Origin of the sequence: Aquimarina litoralis (assembly GCF_019295435.1) — a bacterium.
In the GTDB taxonomy this organism is placed as follows: Bacteria; Bacteroidota; Bacteroidia; order Flavobacteriales; family Flavobacteriaceae; genus Aquimarina; species Aquimarina litoralis_A.
On sequence record NZ_WEKL01000011.1, the window covers coordinates 35,308 to 53,618 of the forward strand.

Here is an 18,311-nt window from a genome sequence, read left to right on the forward strand (position 1 = left end):
ACCGTCATGAGGAAAAAGGTTACCCTAAAACAGCTTGCAAAAGAATTGAACCTATCCATTTCAACTGTTTCTAAGTCATTGAAGAATGATTCCGAAATAAGTCAAAAAACGATTAATAGGGTTCATGAATTAGCTAACTTCTACAATTACAAACCAAACGCTCTTGCGGTAAGTTTAAAAAGCAATAAAACAAATACTATAGGTGTGTTATTGCCAGAAATTCTTAATCATTTTTATGCTAAAGTCCTTTTTGGGATTGAACAAGAAGCTTCACAAAATGGTTATAAGATAGTTACTTGTATCACCAATGAGTCTTATAAAAAAGAAGTGGAATACGTAGAAATGCTCAATTATAGTAGTGTTGATGGATTTATTTTAGCATTAAGTAAGGAAACTCAGATGCTTAATAAATTAGATCATCTCAAAGATTTAAAAAGAGATAATGTGCCACTTATTATGTTTGATCGTGTAAGTACAGAAGTGGATTGTGATAAGGTTATTGTGGATGATAAGGATGCTTCGAAAACTGCTGTACAACATCTGATCAAAACAGGTTGCAGAAAAATAGCTATTATTTCTACTATTTTTGATTTAAGTGTTGGGAGGTTAAGGTTGGAAGGAGCTCACGAAGAAGTGGCTAGAAATGAAGGGGTGTCTCTTATCGAATTGCCTATAAAAGATATAGAATTGGAAGAAAAGGATATAGAATCCTTTCTTAAGAATAATGAAATAGATGCAGTGCTTGGTCTAGACGAAACAGCTGCTGCGGTTGCTATTAATATGGCAAATAAATTAGGATACAAAATACCAAAAGATATTTCGGTAATTGGTTTTACTGATGGAATATTATCTAAGCATTCTTATCCTAAATTAACGACAGTTTCTCAGCATGCGGAAGATTTGGGATCTAGGGCAGCAAGAATACTATTAGATAGATTATCAAATACCGAAGAAACCAGTTATAAGACAAGTACAGAAATTGTAAAAACTTCATTAATACTTAGAGATTCTACAAATTAAATTTATTCGATTACATAAGTCTTATTTTCTGTCCCAACTCCAGTAATTGTAAGTTTTTTCCAAGCAGAAGGTAGTATTGGTTTTTTCTGAATGATACCGTTATCAGTTAGATGTAATCCGCCAAAACCAAAGATTACCGTTTGTAACATTCCTCCTGCTCCTGTAGCAAAATAAGGATTGTTACTTGTAGCTGCTTCTGCAAGTGCTCCAAAAGGAGGTCTTTTATTTGGTTCATAACTTCTTTTAAAAAGTCGAAAAGCATTTTCTGCATCACCTAGACGTGCATAGATGACTGCAAATACACTTTGTGCCATAGCGGGACCTTCTTTTGCAAGTTTTGGTTCGTAATACGCCAAATCTTTTAAAATTGTCTCCTTGTCAGTAATAATATCTAGAGGATATGATAATAGGTTAACATCTGCTTGTTTTATTCTATCTCCAGAGTAATCACGATGTTCTTTTGTAGTTCCGTCTTTAAACTTATGAATGATGATTTTATCTGCTACTTCATTCCAGGATTTATTTGGAGAGATACCAATTTCGGTTGCGGCTAGGGTTGCATATTGTAAGCAAGTAATAGCAGATCCATTAGTAAATGCGTTATCATCTACATTAGGGGCAAACTCATTAGCACCTACTACATTTTTAATAGAATAAGATCCATCGGAATTTTTAGTAGATCTACTAACCCAATAATCTGCAACTTCTTTTAATAATGGATAACCTCTTTCCTGCAACCATTTTTTATTCTTTGTTACCCTGTAATAATTCCAGAAAGCTATTCCGATATCGGCAGTTATATGATGTTCAAACGTTCCTGTCAAAGCCCATGCAGGGGTAGCTTCCTCTCCAGTATCATCACTTTCCCAAGGAAACATAGCTCCTTTATATCCAAAATTAATCGCTTTTCTTTTTGCAACATCAAGTCGATCAGACCTATAGTTAACTAAAGAACGTGCAATGTCTTGATTAAGAACTAACAGCGGTGGATACATCCATAATTCCGTATCCCAGAAAATATGTCCATTATAGTTTTGAGAGCTTAACCCCATAGGTGCAATACTAAGATCAGAATCACCTCTGGAGAATGCATATAAATGATATAAAGCTAGTCGAACATCCAATTGAGACTGTAGATCTCCTTCGATGATGATGTCTCCCTTCCATAAATCACTCCATAATTTTTTATGCTGATTTAATAAATCTTTTCTTGGGGTCAATAAATTAAAAATTACGAAACGTTCGCTTTCACTTTGTGGGTCGAAGAAATCTTGAGTGGAGCATTGAGCTGCAGTCCAGGCGAATTGGTAATTTTCTCCTTTGGAAACCTTTTTTTCAAAAGATAGATGATTGTTGTATTCGGAAACCTTATTATGGATTAATTCGGGACGTTGATTTTCTCTTGTAGAGTTAATATCATGCCATATAAATGTTGCCGATGTACCAACTGTATGTCTACCCAATCTGCTTTTTGCAACGGTTTGTAAAATGGGCATTGTAGTTTCTAAATCTTTAAGAACTCTAAAAGTACTTAATGGTTGTAAGTATTCTTCTGGAGTTTGTATTTTTCCTACTACTTTAAGATCGATATTTTGGTTTGCTTTGATCTCAAAATCTATGTACCCAGAGTATGGTACATTTCTAAGTGCATAGATCGTGTAAGAAATTTCGGCTATTGATTTAAAGGAGAAAGAGGTCGTAAAGCTAGCCTCCTTCATGTTTAAGGTTTGTTTCCAATTGCTAATGTTATTATTATCCAATTTGGTGCCATCAATGAACAGATCAAGATTTCCGAAATTCATTCCTAACAAGATTCTGCTTACTCCAAGAGGAGATTCTTTATCATAAACGTTATTCAGTATGATTTTATCAGTTTCTAATATATTAGAAGATGGTAAAATACCAATTCTTCCATTAGCAGAGACCACTCCTGTATAGTTTTGATTGTTGGTTGTGGTTAATGTCCATCCATCTTTTTGTGCTAGTGCAGTGATGATAGTGAAAAAGCACATAGATAATGAAAGCCAAGAACTTATATTCTTTGATAACATAATTAAGAGATTTTGTGAAATAAAATGTAGATGTCTGATAATAGATAGTTTACACAAGGTAGTAAACAAATTTTTAAAATAGAAATAATACAATATGTTGAAGAAATGTAAGCGTTTGTATTATCTTTTTTTGTTAAAAATTAAGAATTTGATAAAAATTATGTAGTAACTGAAACTGTTTTCTTAGGTGCTTTCTCGTTCAATTAATTGGGTATTTAACTTTACAATAGTTTTTTTGTGAATACTATCTTCAGGTTCGTTTAGCTGTTTGATGAGGAGTTCTGCAGCTTTTTGTCCCATTTCAAAACTGGGCTGTGAAACACAAGTTAATGTAGGTACAAATACTTCACCAAGACCTAAATCTCCAAAACCTATTACTGCAACTTCTTGAGGGATTTTTTTTCCAGTTTTTAATAGGGTTTTCATGGTTAATAATCCATAATTATCAGTGCATGTAAAAACAGCATCAGGATTAATTTTTAAGTTTTTAAAGAAACTTAATATTTCTTTGTCTTCGAACTCTCTATCGAGAGAATTACAATGTAATACTAGTCGTTCATCATAAATGATGTTGTGTCGATCCAAAGCAGCTATATATCCTTTAAACCTGTCTTGAAATACTTTTTTTTGTTTAATACCGCCTATAAAAGCAATTTTTCTCTTTCCTTTTTGAATTAAAAACTCTACTGCCTGAAAAGAAGCTTTCTCATCATCGATCATCACATGATCCGCACCAGAAACTTCTTCTCTTATGTTATCAAACAGAACCATAGGCATTCCTTTACCAATTAGATCTTTTAAATGGGCAACATTTTCGGTTTCATGTGTTGGTGATAATATAATACCATCAACAAGCCCTCTTTCAAATGAAATAAGGTTTTCTTTTTCAAATTCATATGAATTTCTAGAAGAACTTATCAATATTTTATAGTTATGATTACGAGCATACTGGTCAATTCCTCTGCAAACCTCAATAAAAAAAGGTTCATCATATCTAGGAATGAGAACGCCAATAATATGTGTCTTCCCAGAACTTAAGCTTTTTGCAATTTGATTAGGCATGTAACCCATCTCTTTTGCCGTTATAAAAACTTTTTCTTGTGTGCTTCTTTTGACCCTAGGATTTTTATCAAGAGCTCGAGATACGGTTGCAATAGAAATATTAAGTTTTCTTGCGATATCCTCAAGTTTAACCCTTCTTTTTTTAAAACTCATTAAAATTAGTATTAAAAAATTATCAACAAATCTCTTATTTTGCTAAAAATACAATAATACAAACGTTTGTATTATTTTTAATAACAGATTTACTTTCTCGGGAGATCAATTGTTATGTACTTTGTATTCATATATAAAATTCAAAAGTTTTCAAATAAATACATGTTTAAACTTTTGATTTATACAACCTTCCCCAAAATAAACATACAAATTTTGTATTTGAACTACCTACGCTAATTTATAATAAATAAAATTAAAGCATGTATTTTTTAGAGAAATTCAAAACAGGTTTGATAAGAAGTTTATTGGTAATTTTTTCTTAAATGTATAGAAAATTGTTAAGCCTTTGTCTATATAAAATCTATACTTAATCGATTGATTTCTTTATTTATTATTGAATTTGATAATTTAATGAAGTGGGTTAAGTATCTAAAAAACAAGTCATTATAATGTTTTGTAAATGGTTAAGTTTAGTTTGTTAAGGTAATGTAAAGATTTAGATTTTAGAAATTCTATATAAATAATATTGTAGTTTTGGTAATCAAATGGTGTAATAAATATCAATACTAATATATTTTAACTGTTTTTTTATCGAATTGGTTGTTTTGTATGTTTTTGAAGATTTCAGTTGTATAGAATCAAAATGATTTGAAGTAATATAAAGAGCTTGTTTAAAAACAAAAAATAATTAGGTGAAATTAACTTGGTTTAAAAAAGGAACGATCTATCAGATATACCCTCGAAGTTTTAATGATAGTAATAATGATGGTATTGGTGACTTAAGAGGGATTATTGAAAAATTGGATTACATACAAAGTTTGCATGTTGATATAATCTGGTTAAGTCCAATTTTTAGTTCGCCAAATGATGATAATGGATATGATATTAGTGATTATTGCGCTATCATGCCAGAGTTTGGTTCAATGGATGATTTTGATGAGCTGCTGAAAGGCATTCATGATAGGGGTATGAAACTTATATTAGATCTTGTTGCAAATCATTGTTCTGATGAGCATAAATGGTTTGAAGAAGCAAGAAAATCAAAAGACAACCCTTTTAGAGATTACTTTCATTGGCATAAGCCAGCAAAAGATGGAGGGCCTCCTAATAATTGGATGTCTTTTTTTGGAGGCAGTGCATGGGAATTGGACGAAAATACTGGCGAGTATTATTTGCATCTTTTTACAAAGAAGCAACCAGATTTGAATTGGGAAAATCCTAAAGTTCGAGAGGAGATTTATGATGCGATGCGATTTTGGTTGAATAAAGGAGTTGATGGATTTAGAATGGACGTAATTCCATTGATATCGAAACCTATTGGATATCCTAATGCTCCGAATGTGGGTTTTAGAAAAATTATAGAGCAGGTATATGCCAATGGTCCTACGGTGCATAAATATTTAAAAGAAATGACAGAAAAGGTAATCAGTAAATATGATGCCTTTTCCTTAGCTGAAGGAGTAGGAATTAATGAAGATAATGCAGGATTATATGTAAATACTGATAGAAAGGAACTAGATATGTTGTACCATTTTGATATTCTGGAATGTACAATTGTAAATGGAAAATTTGAAGAAGTTTCCCCTTTTGATCTAGTGCAGATGAAAAGAATCTTTAAAAAGTGGAGAGATGCAATTCATAATTCAGGATGGATTGCTAACGCCATGGGGAATCATGATTTTGCTAGAATGGTTTCCAGATTTGGTAATGATAAAGAGTTTCATGTAGAGTCAGCAAAGATGCTTATAACAATGTTGTCAACTCAAAATGGTACTTTAAATATTTATCAAGGTGATGAAATCGGAATGACAAATATTTCTTTAGAAACCATTAATGAGGTAAAAGATGTTCAATCTTTAAATTTTTATAATGAAAATTTAGAGAACCAAAAGTTTAGCAAGGAGGTTGCATTAGAAATGATTAACAAGGAAGGTAGGGATAATGCAAGAACACCAGTGCAATGGAATGATGAAATAAATGGAGGTTTTTCTATAAAAGAACCTTGGTTAAGGGTGAACCCTAACAGTGATAAAATAAATGTGCAATATCAAGATAAAGACGAGAATTCCATCTTAAACTTTTATAGGAATCTATTAAAGATTAGAAAGCAATACGATGTATTTGTTTTTGGGGATTTTGAAGAAATAGAGTTTGATAATCAAAATTTATATATCTACAAAAAGAGCTTAGCAAAAAAGTCAATAATCGTTGCTCTTAATTTCACTGAATTAAATCAGGAAATTAGTTCTTTAACTATGACTGAAGAATATAAAGTTCTTGTCAATAACTATAATGATATTGCCACCAAAGAGGATAAAGTAATTCTTAAGCCATATCAAGGTTTAATCCTTGATGTTGGATAATTTAATTTTAAACAAATATGAATCGAATAGAAAGTGAAATTAGTTTTTGTTTGTTAGCGAAGGAGTTTTTCTGATAGCGACTCCTTCATAAGAGGTAACATAGGGGCGTTTTAATATTGTAACTTTTTATTTAGATATAAATTCTAGTTGCTAAGTGTCGATTGTTCTAGTAAGACTAAGATGCCCCTGTTACTTAAAACTTTAAATAAAATTTATTTTTTTAACGATAAACGTAGTAATAATTAACAACTAAATATTTAAATTTAATCAAACTCTAAATTATGAAAAGTATGATACTTAAAAAACTCATGTTTCTTTTAGTATTTATTTCAGGGAATCTGATGTTTGCACAAATCACGGTTACAGGGGTGATTTCCGATGCAAATGGTCCAGTTCCTGGGGTAAATGTCCTTGTTAGGGGGACTTCAAATGGGGCAGTTTCCGATTTTGATGGAAACTACACACTAAACAACGTGCCTGAAGATGCAACATTGATTTTTAGCTATGTTGGTTTCCAGACGAAGGCCGTCGAAGTTAGTGGTAGAACTACTATTAACGTTACCATGGAAGAAAATGCCGCAGAATTGGAAGCTGTTGTTGTTATTGGTTATGGAACACAATCCATAAAAGATGCAACAGGTTCTGTAGCTGTAGTAACTTCCGAGGATTTTAATGCTGGTTCCATAGCTTCACCAGAACAACTTATTCAAGGTAAAACTGCTGGGGTGCAAATTACTCAGRCTAGTGGTGAACCTGGAGCAGGGGTAGCATTAAGAATTAGAGGTACAACATCTGTTAGATCTAATAATAATCCATTATTTGTGGTTGATGGAGTTCCATTAGCTGGAGATGATACTGCCGCCGGAGGTAGTGATTTGGGTATTGGAACTAGTTCTGCAAGAAACCCTCTTAATTTCTTAAATCCAAATGATATAGAAAGTGTAAGTATCCTTAAAGATGCTTCCGCTACTGCAATATATGGATCAAGAGGTGCAAATGGAGTTGTTATTATAACAACCAAAGCGGGTAGAGGAGCGCCAAAAGGTGTATTTGAATATTCCTCAACTATTAGTATTGCTAAACCTGCTGAAGAATTTGATTTATTAAATAGACAACAGTATTTAGCAGCAATCGATCAGTTTGGAGGAAATGTTTCTGCACAAGATTTTGGAGCGAATACTGATTGGCAAGATGAAATAACAAGAAAAGCGACTTCTTCTAACCATAGTTTGTCGTATTCTCATAATTATCAAAATGGAAATGTAAGAGCTTCTTTTGGGTATGGGAAACAATTTGGTGTTGTTGAAAAAAGTTCCTTAGAAAGAATTACTGGAAGAATTAATGCTACTCATAGATTTTTTAATAATAAATTAAAATTAAATCTTCAAGGTACCTTATCAAGAGTAAATGATGAAGCGCCACCAATTACAAATAATGCTGGTTTTCAGGGAGATTTATTAGGAGCAGCGTATTCTGCAAATCCTACATGGCCAGCATCTACAGGCTTTGTTCCTGGTGGATCCTTTATTAATCCCTTAGCATTATTAAATTTTAGCCAAAACGAGACAAAAACAAATAGATATCTTGTTAATTTTTCTGCAGAATATGCAATTACGCCAGAGTTAAGTGCAAAGGTTAATTTAGGATATGATAACTCCGAATCTACGGCTATTAATGTGTTATCTGGAAATATAACAGGTTTCAATAATGGTGCTCCTGGTAATGGGCGAGGAACACTAAATGATATTGATGTTGAGAATAGATTGATGGAAATCACCATTAATTATGAAAAGGAGTTTGGAAATTCTAAATTATCTGCACTAGCAGGATTTTCTTACCAAGATTTTGGAAGAAAAGGTAGAACTGTTCAAGGTTTTGGTTTTGGTACAACCGATTTAAATCGAATGGGAGAGAGTCTTGAAATCTCCGCGGATTTGATTGAAAATTCCATAGAAGGGTCATTCCAACAATATGGAGTAGCTCCTAATGGATCTTTTGTTAATAGACTTTTCCCAGATATAGTACAAGGAGAAGCATTAATTGCTCCTTTGACTCCTGTATCTTCAGTATTAGGAGATACATTTGATTTTACAGATGAGTTACAATCTTATTTTGTAAGAGGAATCTACTCTATTGCAGACAAATATATCATAACGGCTACAGTTAGAGCGGATGGTTCTTCTAGATTCGGTCCTAATAATCAATATGGTTATTTCCCTTCTGGAGCATTTGCTTGGAAGTTAGATCAAGAAGATTTTGTTGGAGAAGCATTCTCAACTCTTAAATTAAGACTTGGATATGGTATTACTGGAAATCAGGATGGACTTGGATTTGGTAACTTCACAATTAGACGTAGATTTAGTCCAGGTGGTATTGCTCAAGATGGAGTAATTAACGCTCCTGGAACAAGCCAGGTTTCTTTTGTTAATGATGATTTGAAATGGGAAGAAACAAGTCAGGCCAATGTGGGTATCGATTTTGGTTTCTTTGCTGATCGTTTAACAGGTACAATAGATTTTTATCATAAAGACACCAAAGATTTATTGTTAAGTGCTGCAAATGCTCAACCAACGCCACAACCGTTTAGTTTTACTAATATTGATGGTAATGTAATTAACCAAGGGGTGGAATTTGCTATAAATTACGATATCATTCAAAAGGAAGATTTAAATTGGAATTTTGGATTTAATATTGCTTACAATAAAAATGAACTTCAAAACTTTAATGATCAGATTCCTTCAGGACAAATTAGTGGTCAGGGACTTACAGGTGCATTTGCCCAGTTATTGGCAGAAGATCAACCATTGTTTTCTTATTTCTTAAGAGAATTTGCAGGATTTGATGCAGACGGACAATCTATTTATCCTAATGGAGATATACAAGAGTTTGTGGGTAAAAGCGCACTTCCTGATTTTAACGTTGGTATTACAACTAGTTTTAATTATAAAAACTGGGATGCTGCATTAAATTTTGCAGGACAGTATGGTCATTATATCTATAACAATACTGCCAATGCATTTTTTACAGCAGGAAGTATTAATGGAGGAAGAAATGTTACCGTAGATGTATTAACAAACGGTGAATCTGCTGCTAACGCTCCTGATGTTTCTACTCGTTTCCTTGAAAAAGGAGATTTCTTAAGATTGCAAACTGCTTCAATTGGATATAATTGGCCATTATCAGGAGATGGACTTTTTAAAAGTCTTCGACTTTTTGCTAATGGACAAAACCTTTTCGTTATTACCGATTATAGTGGGTTAGATCCTGAAGTTAGTGTAAGTGCGCCATTAAATGGTATACCAACTGCAGGTATTGATTATACAGCCTTTCCAAGACCAAGAACCTATACATTTGGTTTAAATGCAACTTTTTAAAAAAATTAAGATTATGAAAGAAAAGAAATTTAAATTTGGATTATCGGCATTATTCTCAATAATGCTATTAGTCTCCTGTACTGATTTGGAGATAGAACCCACAGATTCTGTGATAGAAAACCTAACTGGTGAATTTTCCGGTGTTGGAGATGTAGATGCAGCAGTTACGAATGTATATAATTCATTATATGGTCAGATCGGAAATCAGGCAGATTTATACGCTCTGAATGAAGTAACTTCTGATGAATTATTAGTTCCTACCAGAGGAACTGACTGGGGCGATAATGGATTATGGAGGAATCTACATGAGCACACTTGGAGCTCGATTCACCCATTTGTATTGAATAACTGGAATAACCTAAATACGAATGTATTTAATACTACGGAGATTATTGATCCAAGAAGTGGTGCTGATGCTACACAATTAGCACAGGCTAAATTTTTAAGAGCATTCAGTATGTTCTGGATTATGGATATGTACGGACAAGTACCATTCAGGGAGCCAGATGAAGGTCCAGAAATTGATCCAAGAGTATTTACAAGAGCAGAAGCTTTAGATTTCGTGATTACAGACCTTAATGAGGCTATTCCTGATTTACCAGTTGTGGGACCTAGTGCTTCTACCAATAGAGCTTCTAGAGCAGCTGGGAATTACTTACTAGCAAAAGTGTTATTGAATAGACATATTTATAACGGATCAGGTACACCAGACGCAGCGGATATGACAGCTGTAGTGAATGCAGTTGATGCTATTGCCGCTGATGGTTTTGCATTACAAGCTGGATATTTTGATATTTTCAAGGAAGATGTAGATAACGAAACTATTTGGTTTGCAGAGACAGGTGTTGGAAATAGAATATGGAATGGATTACACTATAATCAAAACGCTGAAGGTAATGACGGAGGTGGATGGAATGGTTGGTCTACTTTAGCAGAATTTTATGACCTTTTTGAGGGTGATCCTAACACCAATGTTCCAGGTAGTGGACAAGAAGAAAGAAGAGGTTTTGTTCCTACAGATGGATCTTTTCAAGGTATTGGATTTGGTTTCTTAGTAGGACAGCAGTACGATGAAAATGGTGCTTCATTAACAGATAGACCAGGACAACCGCTTATATTTACAAGAGATTTCCCAGGTTTATTAGGTAATGATGAAAGAACAGGAATTCGTACTATCAAATATCACCCAGATAATGGTTCTTTTACAAACCACGAAATTGTATTTAGATATGCAGATGCTCATTTAATGAAAGCTGAAGCAATATTTAGAGGTGGAGCTTCAGGAGATGATGCATTAGCAATGGTAAATGAGTTAAGAACTATAAGAAATACTTCCAATGCATTAGGAGCATTAACAGAACAAGATATTCTGGATGAAAGAGGAAGAGAGTTGTATAAAGAATTCTGGAGACGTAATGACCAAATTCGTTTTGGTAAATTTACAGAGACTTGGGGTCTTAAAAGTAGTACCGAAGAATTTAGAGTATTATTCCCTATCCCTCAGGTAGCACTTATCTCTAATCCTAATTTGTCACAAAACCCTGGTTACTAACATATTAAATTGCTAAGATTTGTTAGAGTAGAGCCCTTCAATAATTGAAGGGCTCTACTAATTATTATATTTTAACGTATTCAAAATAGTTGATTAATTACCTAAAAAATATAAGACTTAGTGTGCTTTTCGTGATTCTTTTGATTTCATGTAAAAAAGAAGAAAACGAAAAGTATTTTTTCGAGCTGCTGCCAAAAAAAGAAACAGGTATTACTTTTCAAAATAGACTAGAAAGTACTCCGGAACTTAATATTCTGAGATACCTTTATTTCTACAATGGAGCGGGAGTAGCAGTTGCTGATTTTAATAATGATGGTTGGGAAGATTTATATTTTATTTCTAATCAGAAAGAAAATGAACTCTACATAAATAGGAAAGACTTTCATTTTGAAAAAATTACTTCAGAGCTTTTAAAAGATCAGGATGGCTGGTCAACAGGAGTAACAGTGGTAGACATAAATAGTGATGGTTTACAGGATATTTATGTATGTAAAATTGGAAACTATAGAGGGATGACTGGAAAGAATAAGTTGTTCGTAAATCAAGGTTTGGATAGTGATAGTATACCAGTATTTAAAGAGCAAGCTGCTCATTATAATCTTGATATATCCAGTTTCTCAACACAAGCTAGTTTTTTTGATTATGATCTGGATGGGGATTTGGATATGTATCTTTTAAACCACTCTGTACACCCTAATCGTTCTTATGGAAGAGGATCTAAGAGAAAACAGATTGATTCTTTATCAGGAGATAGGTTATATAGAAATGATAATGGAAAGTATCAGAATGTTTCCTCAGAAGTGGGTGTTTTTCAAGGTCCTATTGGATATGGATTAGGTATCAGTATCAACGATGTTACAAATGATGGATATCCAGATATTTATGTTGGGAATGATTTTTTTGAGAATGATTACTTGTATGTCAATCAAAAAAATGGAACATTCAAAGAAATAATTACATCCGAAAACAATACAATTCAACATACATCCCATTTTTCTATGGGTATTGATATTGCTGATATCAATAATGATGGTTTAGCTGATGTTTTGTCATTGGACATGCTGCCTGAAGATCTAACCACCTATAAATCTTCTGGAACAGAACATGGATTTAACATATATAACCAATATCTTAAAAATGGATATTATCCTCAGTATATGCAAAATGCGTTGCAACTCAATAGAGGGAATGATAATTTTAGTGAAATAGCATTCTTTTCTGGAATTGCTGCCACTGAATGGAGTTGGGCGCCGCTTATTGCAGATTTAAATAACGATGGTTTTAAAGATGTTTTTATTTCCAATGGAATAAAAGGAGCGACCAATGATATGGACTTTATTAGTTTTATAGCTAATGAGAATATTCAAAAACGTATTGAAGATGGAATGACTAAAGATGATTTAGCATTAATAGATGAACTTCCAAATAAGAAAACAGCCAATTATTTTTATTCGAATAAAGGAGATTTAACGTTTACAGATATGTCTGCAAAATGGACGGAAAATCTACCATCTTATAGTAATGGAGCAGTTTACGCAGATTTAGATAATGATGGAGATTTGGATATAGTGACCAATAATATAGATGATGATGCTTTTATTTATAAAAATCGTTCAGATACCTTAGTGAAATATAATTATGTTAGATTAAAATTAAAAGGCATACAACAAAATACACAGGCAATTGGTGCAACAGCAACACTTTATAGTAATAACGAGCTACAAATGGCTAGTATAAACCCAACAAGAGGTTATTTATCATCAGTTTCACCTATTATACATTTTGGACTTGGAAATAGTACAAAAATAGATTCCATTCAGATACAATGGCCTAATGGAAATTTTTCTGTACATAAAGATATACATATAAATTCTTTAAATTTTTTAGATCAAAAAAAAATAAATACTTCTTCTATTGATGTTCTTAAAAGCCAAAAGATTTTTGAAAAAGACTCTTCTTTGCTGAAATTTAAACATCAAGACTATGAAACTAAAGATTTTAGTATTGAGCCATTAGCACCATATGCTATATCCAATGAAGGTCCACATCTATCCGTTGTTGATGTAAATAATGATCAGTTGGATGATATTTTTATTCCTGGAGGGAGATTTAGATCTGGGACATTATTTATGCAGAAGAAAACTGGAGAGTTTCAAAAAACGGAACAAACGGATATTGAATTGTATAAAAAATATGAAGACGTGAATCAACATTTTTTTGATGCTGATGCCGATGGTGATTTAGATTTGATAACCGTATATGGAGGAAATGAAAATTATGATGGATATGAATCAACTCCAGTCCTATTTCTTAACAATAATGGAATATTTGAAGTAAGTTCAACGGCATTTGAAAATGTCAAAATAAATGCCGCAGTGGTGATTACAGCCGATTTTGATAAAGATGGTGATCAAGATATTTTTATTGGAAGTAATAGTATTGCTGGTTTTTATGGAGAAACCCCAAAAAATTATCTTTTTTTGAATGATGGTACAGGTAATTTTATCGATGGTACATTAAAAATAGTTCCAGATATTGAAACAATCGGTCAAGTATATGATGCAAATTTTGTAGATATAAACAACGATGGTTACCAAGATTTAGTGATTGCTGGTCATTATATGCCAATAACTATATTTATTAATAATCAAAATGGGAATCTAGAAAAACAAGAGAGCCTTTCATTGAAGAACACCAATGGATGGTGGAATTGCATTGCAATAGAGGATATGGATAATGATGGTGATATGGATATTATCGCTGGTAATTGGGGATTAAATAGCCGATTAAAGGCATCAGAAAAAGAGCCAATACAGTTATATCTTGCGGATTTTGACAATAATCAAAAAATAGATCCTATTGTAACTTATTTTTATAAAGGAAGAGAAACACCAATAGCAACTAAAGATGAGCTTACCAAACAAATTCCAATGCTAAACAAGAAGTTTTTATCATATAAAGCTTTTGCGGAAGCAAATTTTACAGACTATTTTTCAAAAGAAAAAATTGATCAGGCAGAAAAAAAACGGGTATTTACACTGAAGACAACCTATTTTGAGAATAAAGGTAATCTTAGTTTTGAAGCTAATGAACTTCCTTGGGAAGCACAAATTTCGTCGATACATGATATTTTGATTAAAGATGTAAATGATGATCAGTATCCTGATATAATTCTTGGAGGTAATAGCTATGAGATAAGTACACAATTAAGTAGATTAGACGGTTCTTACGGAACAATTCTAATAAATACTAAAAAAGGTAGCTTTGAAAGCTGTAAAGATTCTGGTTTAAAAATTAATGGGGCTGTAAGATCGATTAAATCGATCAACGTAAAAGGAGAGGATTATATAGTATTTGGAATCAATAATGATAGTATTCAGCTAGTTAAAAAGATAAAAAAATAGAATGAATAAATTTTTATTTAGTGTACTCATAATAGTTTTGTTTTTTTCTTGTAAAGAGCAAGAAGAAGAAGAGCAGGATAAAGTAGTTGTAAACGAAGAGACATTATTTGCTAAACTCTCACCAGAAACAACGAATATTGATTTTGTTAATCAAGTAAATAACGAAAAGGACTTCAATATTTTTACTTACCGAAATTTTTATAATGGAGGAGGAGTTGCCATTGGAGATATTAACAATGACGGATTACCAGATATTTATCTCACAGCAAATAAAAAGGAGAACAAATTATACTTAAACAAAGGTAATTTTGTTTTCGAAGATATCTCAAAATCTTCAGGGACAATTGGGAAAAATGCTTGGTCTACCGGAGTTGTAATGGTGGATATCAATGCAGATGGATTGTTAGATATCTATGTTTGTAATGCTGGAAATGTAGAAGGAGATGATCAAAAAAATGAACTTTTTATCAATAATGGTGATTTAACATTTACAGAGAAAGCATCAGTATATAATCTTGCAGATAGCGGTTTTACTACACATGCAGCTTTTTTTGATTATGACAGAGATGGTGATCTAGACGTTTATATCCTTAATAATAGTTTTATTCCTGTAAGTAGTTTAGGATATGTAAACAAAAGAAATTTAAGAGCAAAAGACTGGGACATACCTGAAATATTAAAAGGTGGAGGAGATAAGTTGTTGAGGAATGATAATGGCGTATTTACAGATGTAAGTGAAGAAGCAGGAATATTTGGAAGTCTTATAGGATTTGGACTAGGTGTCACTATTGGTGATGTGAATAAGGATTTACTTCCAGATATTTATGTGTCGAATGATTTCTATGAAAGGGACTATTTGTATATAAATCAAGGCAATGGGACATTCACTGAAGAAATTAAAGACTGGGTTAAACATCTTAGTATTTCTTCTATGGGAGCTGATATGGCAGATATTAATAATGATGGATACCCAGAAATTTTTGTAACGGATATGCTTCCTGAAGATGATCTACGACTTAAAGAAACAAGTTCTTTTGAAAGTTATGATGTATACAAATTAAAGAAAAGCAGAGATTTCTATAATCAATATATGCAGAACTCTCTTCAGCTTAATAATGGAGATAATACTTTTTCTGAAATAGCTTTTTATAGTGGGGTAGCTAAAACAGATTGGAGTTGGGGAGCGCTATTGTTCGATATGGATAATGATGGATATCGAGATATATATGTAAGCAACGGAATCTATCATGATCTTACAGATCAAGATTTCATGAACTTTTTTGCAAATGATATTATACAAAAGATGACCCTAACAGGGAAAAAGGAAGAAGTGGATTCTATTATTAACAAGATGCCATCTACACCAATACCTAATTATTCTTTTAAAAATAATGGAGATTTAAGTTTTACAGATACTACAGAAAAATGGGGTTTTAATGAGCCTACCTTTTCTAACGGTTCTGCTTATGGAGATCTTGACAATGATGGAGACTTAGATGTAGTAGTGAATAATTTTAATATGCCAGTTGGTATTTACCAAAATAATAGCCAGAAAAAAGGCAACAATTACCTAAAGATTAAAGTCACTGGTAGTGATAAAAACACATATGCTATTGGTAGTATAGTTGAGGCTTATGTAAAAGATCAGGTGATTCGCCAAGAGTTGATTCCTTCTAGAGGGTTTCAATCTTCTATTGAGTATGTGATGACTATCGGAATTGGAGAAAATAATAAGGTAGATTCACTACGAGTTATTTACCCAGATGGAAAATCGCAATTGCTGGATAAAGTGACTTTGAATAAGCAAATCAATTTGGATCATAAGAATGCGAATCAACAATTTGAGTATGTCACTGGAAAAAGTACTACATATTTTACAGAAATAACTCATAATCTTACTGAACATAAGGAAGATCCCTATATAGATTTCGATTACGAAGGTTTGATTTATAAAATGCAATCTAGAGAAGGCCCAGCGATTGCTATTGGCGATGTTAATAATGATGGAAATGATGATGTTTTTATAGGAGGTGCTTATGGCCAAAAAGGAAAGTTGTATACCCAAAATACTTCAGGAAAATTGAAAGTAACCAAGTTTGAAACTGAAGATTTTTTTGAAGATGTAACAGCTATTTTTGAAGATATTGATGGAGACAAAGATGTAGATCTGGTTATTGGGTCTGGAGGTAATTTTAGAGGTGCTAGAACAGGTGTTAGAAGCTACCTAAATGATGGAAAAGGTAATTTCTCTAGAGGAAATATAATAAAACCAACCAATACCAATATATCTGTGTTGACAGCCTATGATTATGATCAAGATGGGGACATAGATATTTTTGCAGGTAGTCATAGTACCATAGGTATATATGGAGTTTCTCCAGATAGTTATTTGTTAGAAAATGATGGCAAAGGTAATTTTGCAGATGTTACTGTTAATAAGGCAACAGCTATAAAGTCAATAGGGATGATTACTGATGCTAGCTGGCAAGATATTAATAAAGACGGAAAAAAAGATTTGATTTTGGTAGGAGAATGGATGTCTCCTAAAATATTAATTAATGACGGCCAGAAATTAACGATAGCTACTACTAATTTAGATAAAGTTTCGGGTTGGTTTAATACTATAGAAGCAACGGATATTGATAAAGATGGGGATATTGATTTTATCCTAGGAAATAGAGGTTTAAATTCCATCTATCAAAGTAATGAAGAAAAACCAACTAGAATGTATATTAATGACTTTGATAATAATGGAACTGTAGAACAAATTGTTACACAAACGATTAATGGAAAGGATGTTCCAATACATTTGAAGAAGGAAATTACAGCACAAATCAATATATTGAAAAAACAGAATCTTAAATTTTCAGAGTATGCTACCAAATCCATTGATGAGCTCTTTTCTAAGGAAATCTTAGAAAATACTATTATTAAAGAAGTGAATACTTTCTCAAGTTTGATAGCGTATAATAATGGAGATTTAACTTTTGAAATCAAGGAACTTCCTAAAGAAACGCAGTTGTCTTGCATTTGCGATATCGAAACAGAAGATATAAATAATGATGGTTATTTAGATGTTATAGTAGCAGGTAATAATTACAATTTCAAACCACAATTCTCTCGATTAGATGCGAGTCGAGGAAATGTACTACTAGGGAACGAAAAAGGAGGATTTGTGAATCAGAAAAATTCTGGTTTTTTGGTAGAAGACGAAGTAAGAGCAATGCGATGGATGAAAAATAAATCTGGGGATAAATATCTATTGGTTGGTATCAATGACCAAATGCCCAAGATTTTTAAAATGAATGCAAAATAGTCTTAGATTTGAATTT

General features: G+C 32.5%; 8 protein-coding genes. 6 read left to right on the forward strand and 2 right to left on the reverse strand.

The features are described 5' to 3' along the window. Window positions 1-6 precede the first annotated feature (6 nt). The gene (locus GBO31_RS08100) at window positions 7-1,020 is read left to right on the forward strand and encodes a LacI family DNA-binding transcriptional regulator (RefSeq protein ID WP_219007827.1); all 1,014 of its coding nucleotides are present in this window, start codon (window positions 7-9) and stop codon (window positions 1,018-1,020) included. 2 nt (window positions 1,021-1,022) lie between these two features. Here GBO31_RS08100 and GBO31_RS08105 read toward each other — a convergent pair whose 3' ends face one another. Both GBO31_RS08105 and GBO31_RS08110 read right to left on the reverse strand, forming a co-directional pair. Continuing rightward, complete coding sequence (locus GBO31_RS08105; protein ID WP_219007828.1) at window positions 1,023-3,071, reverse strand: glycoside hydrolase family 65 protein; 2,049 nt, start codon at window positions 3,069-3,071, stop codon at window positions 1,023-1,025. A 183-nt stretch (window positions 3,072-3,254) separates the two neighbouring features. Further along, entirely contained in the window at window positions 3,255-4,286 is a 1,032-nt protein-coding gene (locus GBO31_RS08110) for a LacI family DNA-binding transcriptional regulator (RefSeq protein ID WP_219007829.1), read from the reverse strand. A gap of 692 nt (window positions 4,287-4,978) precedes the next feature. Between GBO31_RS08110 and GBO31_RS08115 the strand changes: the two genes are divergently transcribed. The 5 genes from GBO31_RS08115 (at window position 4,979) to GBO31_RS08135 (ending at window position 18,295) form a co-directional block, all read left to right on the forward strand. Next, complete coding sequence (locus GBO31_RS08115) at window positions 4,979-6,649, forward strand: alpha-glucosidase (RefSeq protein WP_219007830.1); 1,671 nt, start codon at window positions 4,979-4,981, stop codon at window positions 6,647-6,649. Window positions 6,650-6,930: 281 nt separating this feature from the next. Further along, window positions 6,931-10,023 carry a SusC/RagA family TonB-linked outer membrane protein gene (locus GBO31_RS08120; RefSeq protein WP_219007831.1) on the forward strand — a complete coding sequence of 1,031 codons (3,093 nt, stop codon included), beginning with the start codon at window positions 6,931-6,933 and terminating at the stop codon, window positions 10,021-10,023. Between the two features lie 13 nt (window positions 10,024-10,036). Further along, entirely contained in the window at window positions 10,037-11,575 is a 1,539-nt protein-coding gene (locus GBO31_RS08125; RefSeq protein WP_219007832.1) for a RagB/SusD family nutrient uptake outer membrane protein, read from the forward strand. 122 nt (window positions 11,576-11,697) lie between these two features. Then, window positions 11,698-14,979, forward strand: coding sequence for a VCBS repeat-containing protein (locus GBO31_RS08130; protein WP_343211293.1), 3,282 nt, complete (start codon window positions 11,698-11,700; stop codon window positions 14,977-14,979). A 1-nt stretch (window position 14,980) separates the two neighbouring features. Next, complete coding sequence (locus GBO31_RS08135) at window positions 14,981-18,295, forward strand: VCBS repeat-containing protein (RefSeq protein WP_219007833.1); 3,315 nt, start codon at window positions 14,981-14,983, stop codon at window positions 18,293-18,295. The last annotated feature ends 16 nt before the right edge of the window (window positions 18,296-18,311 follow it).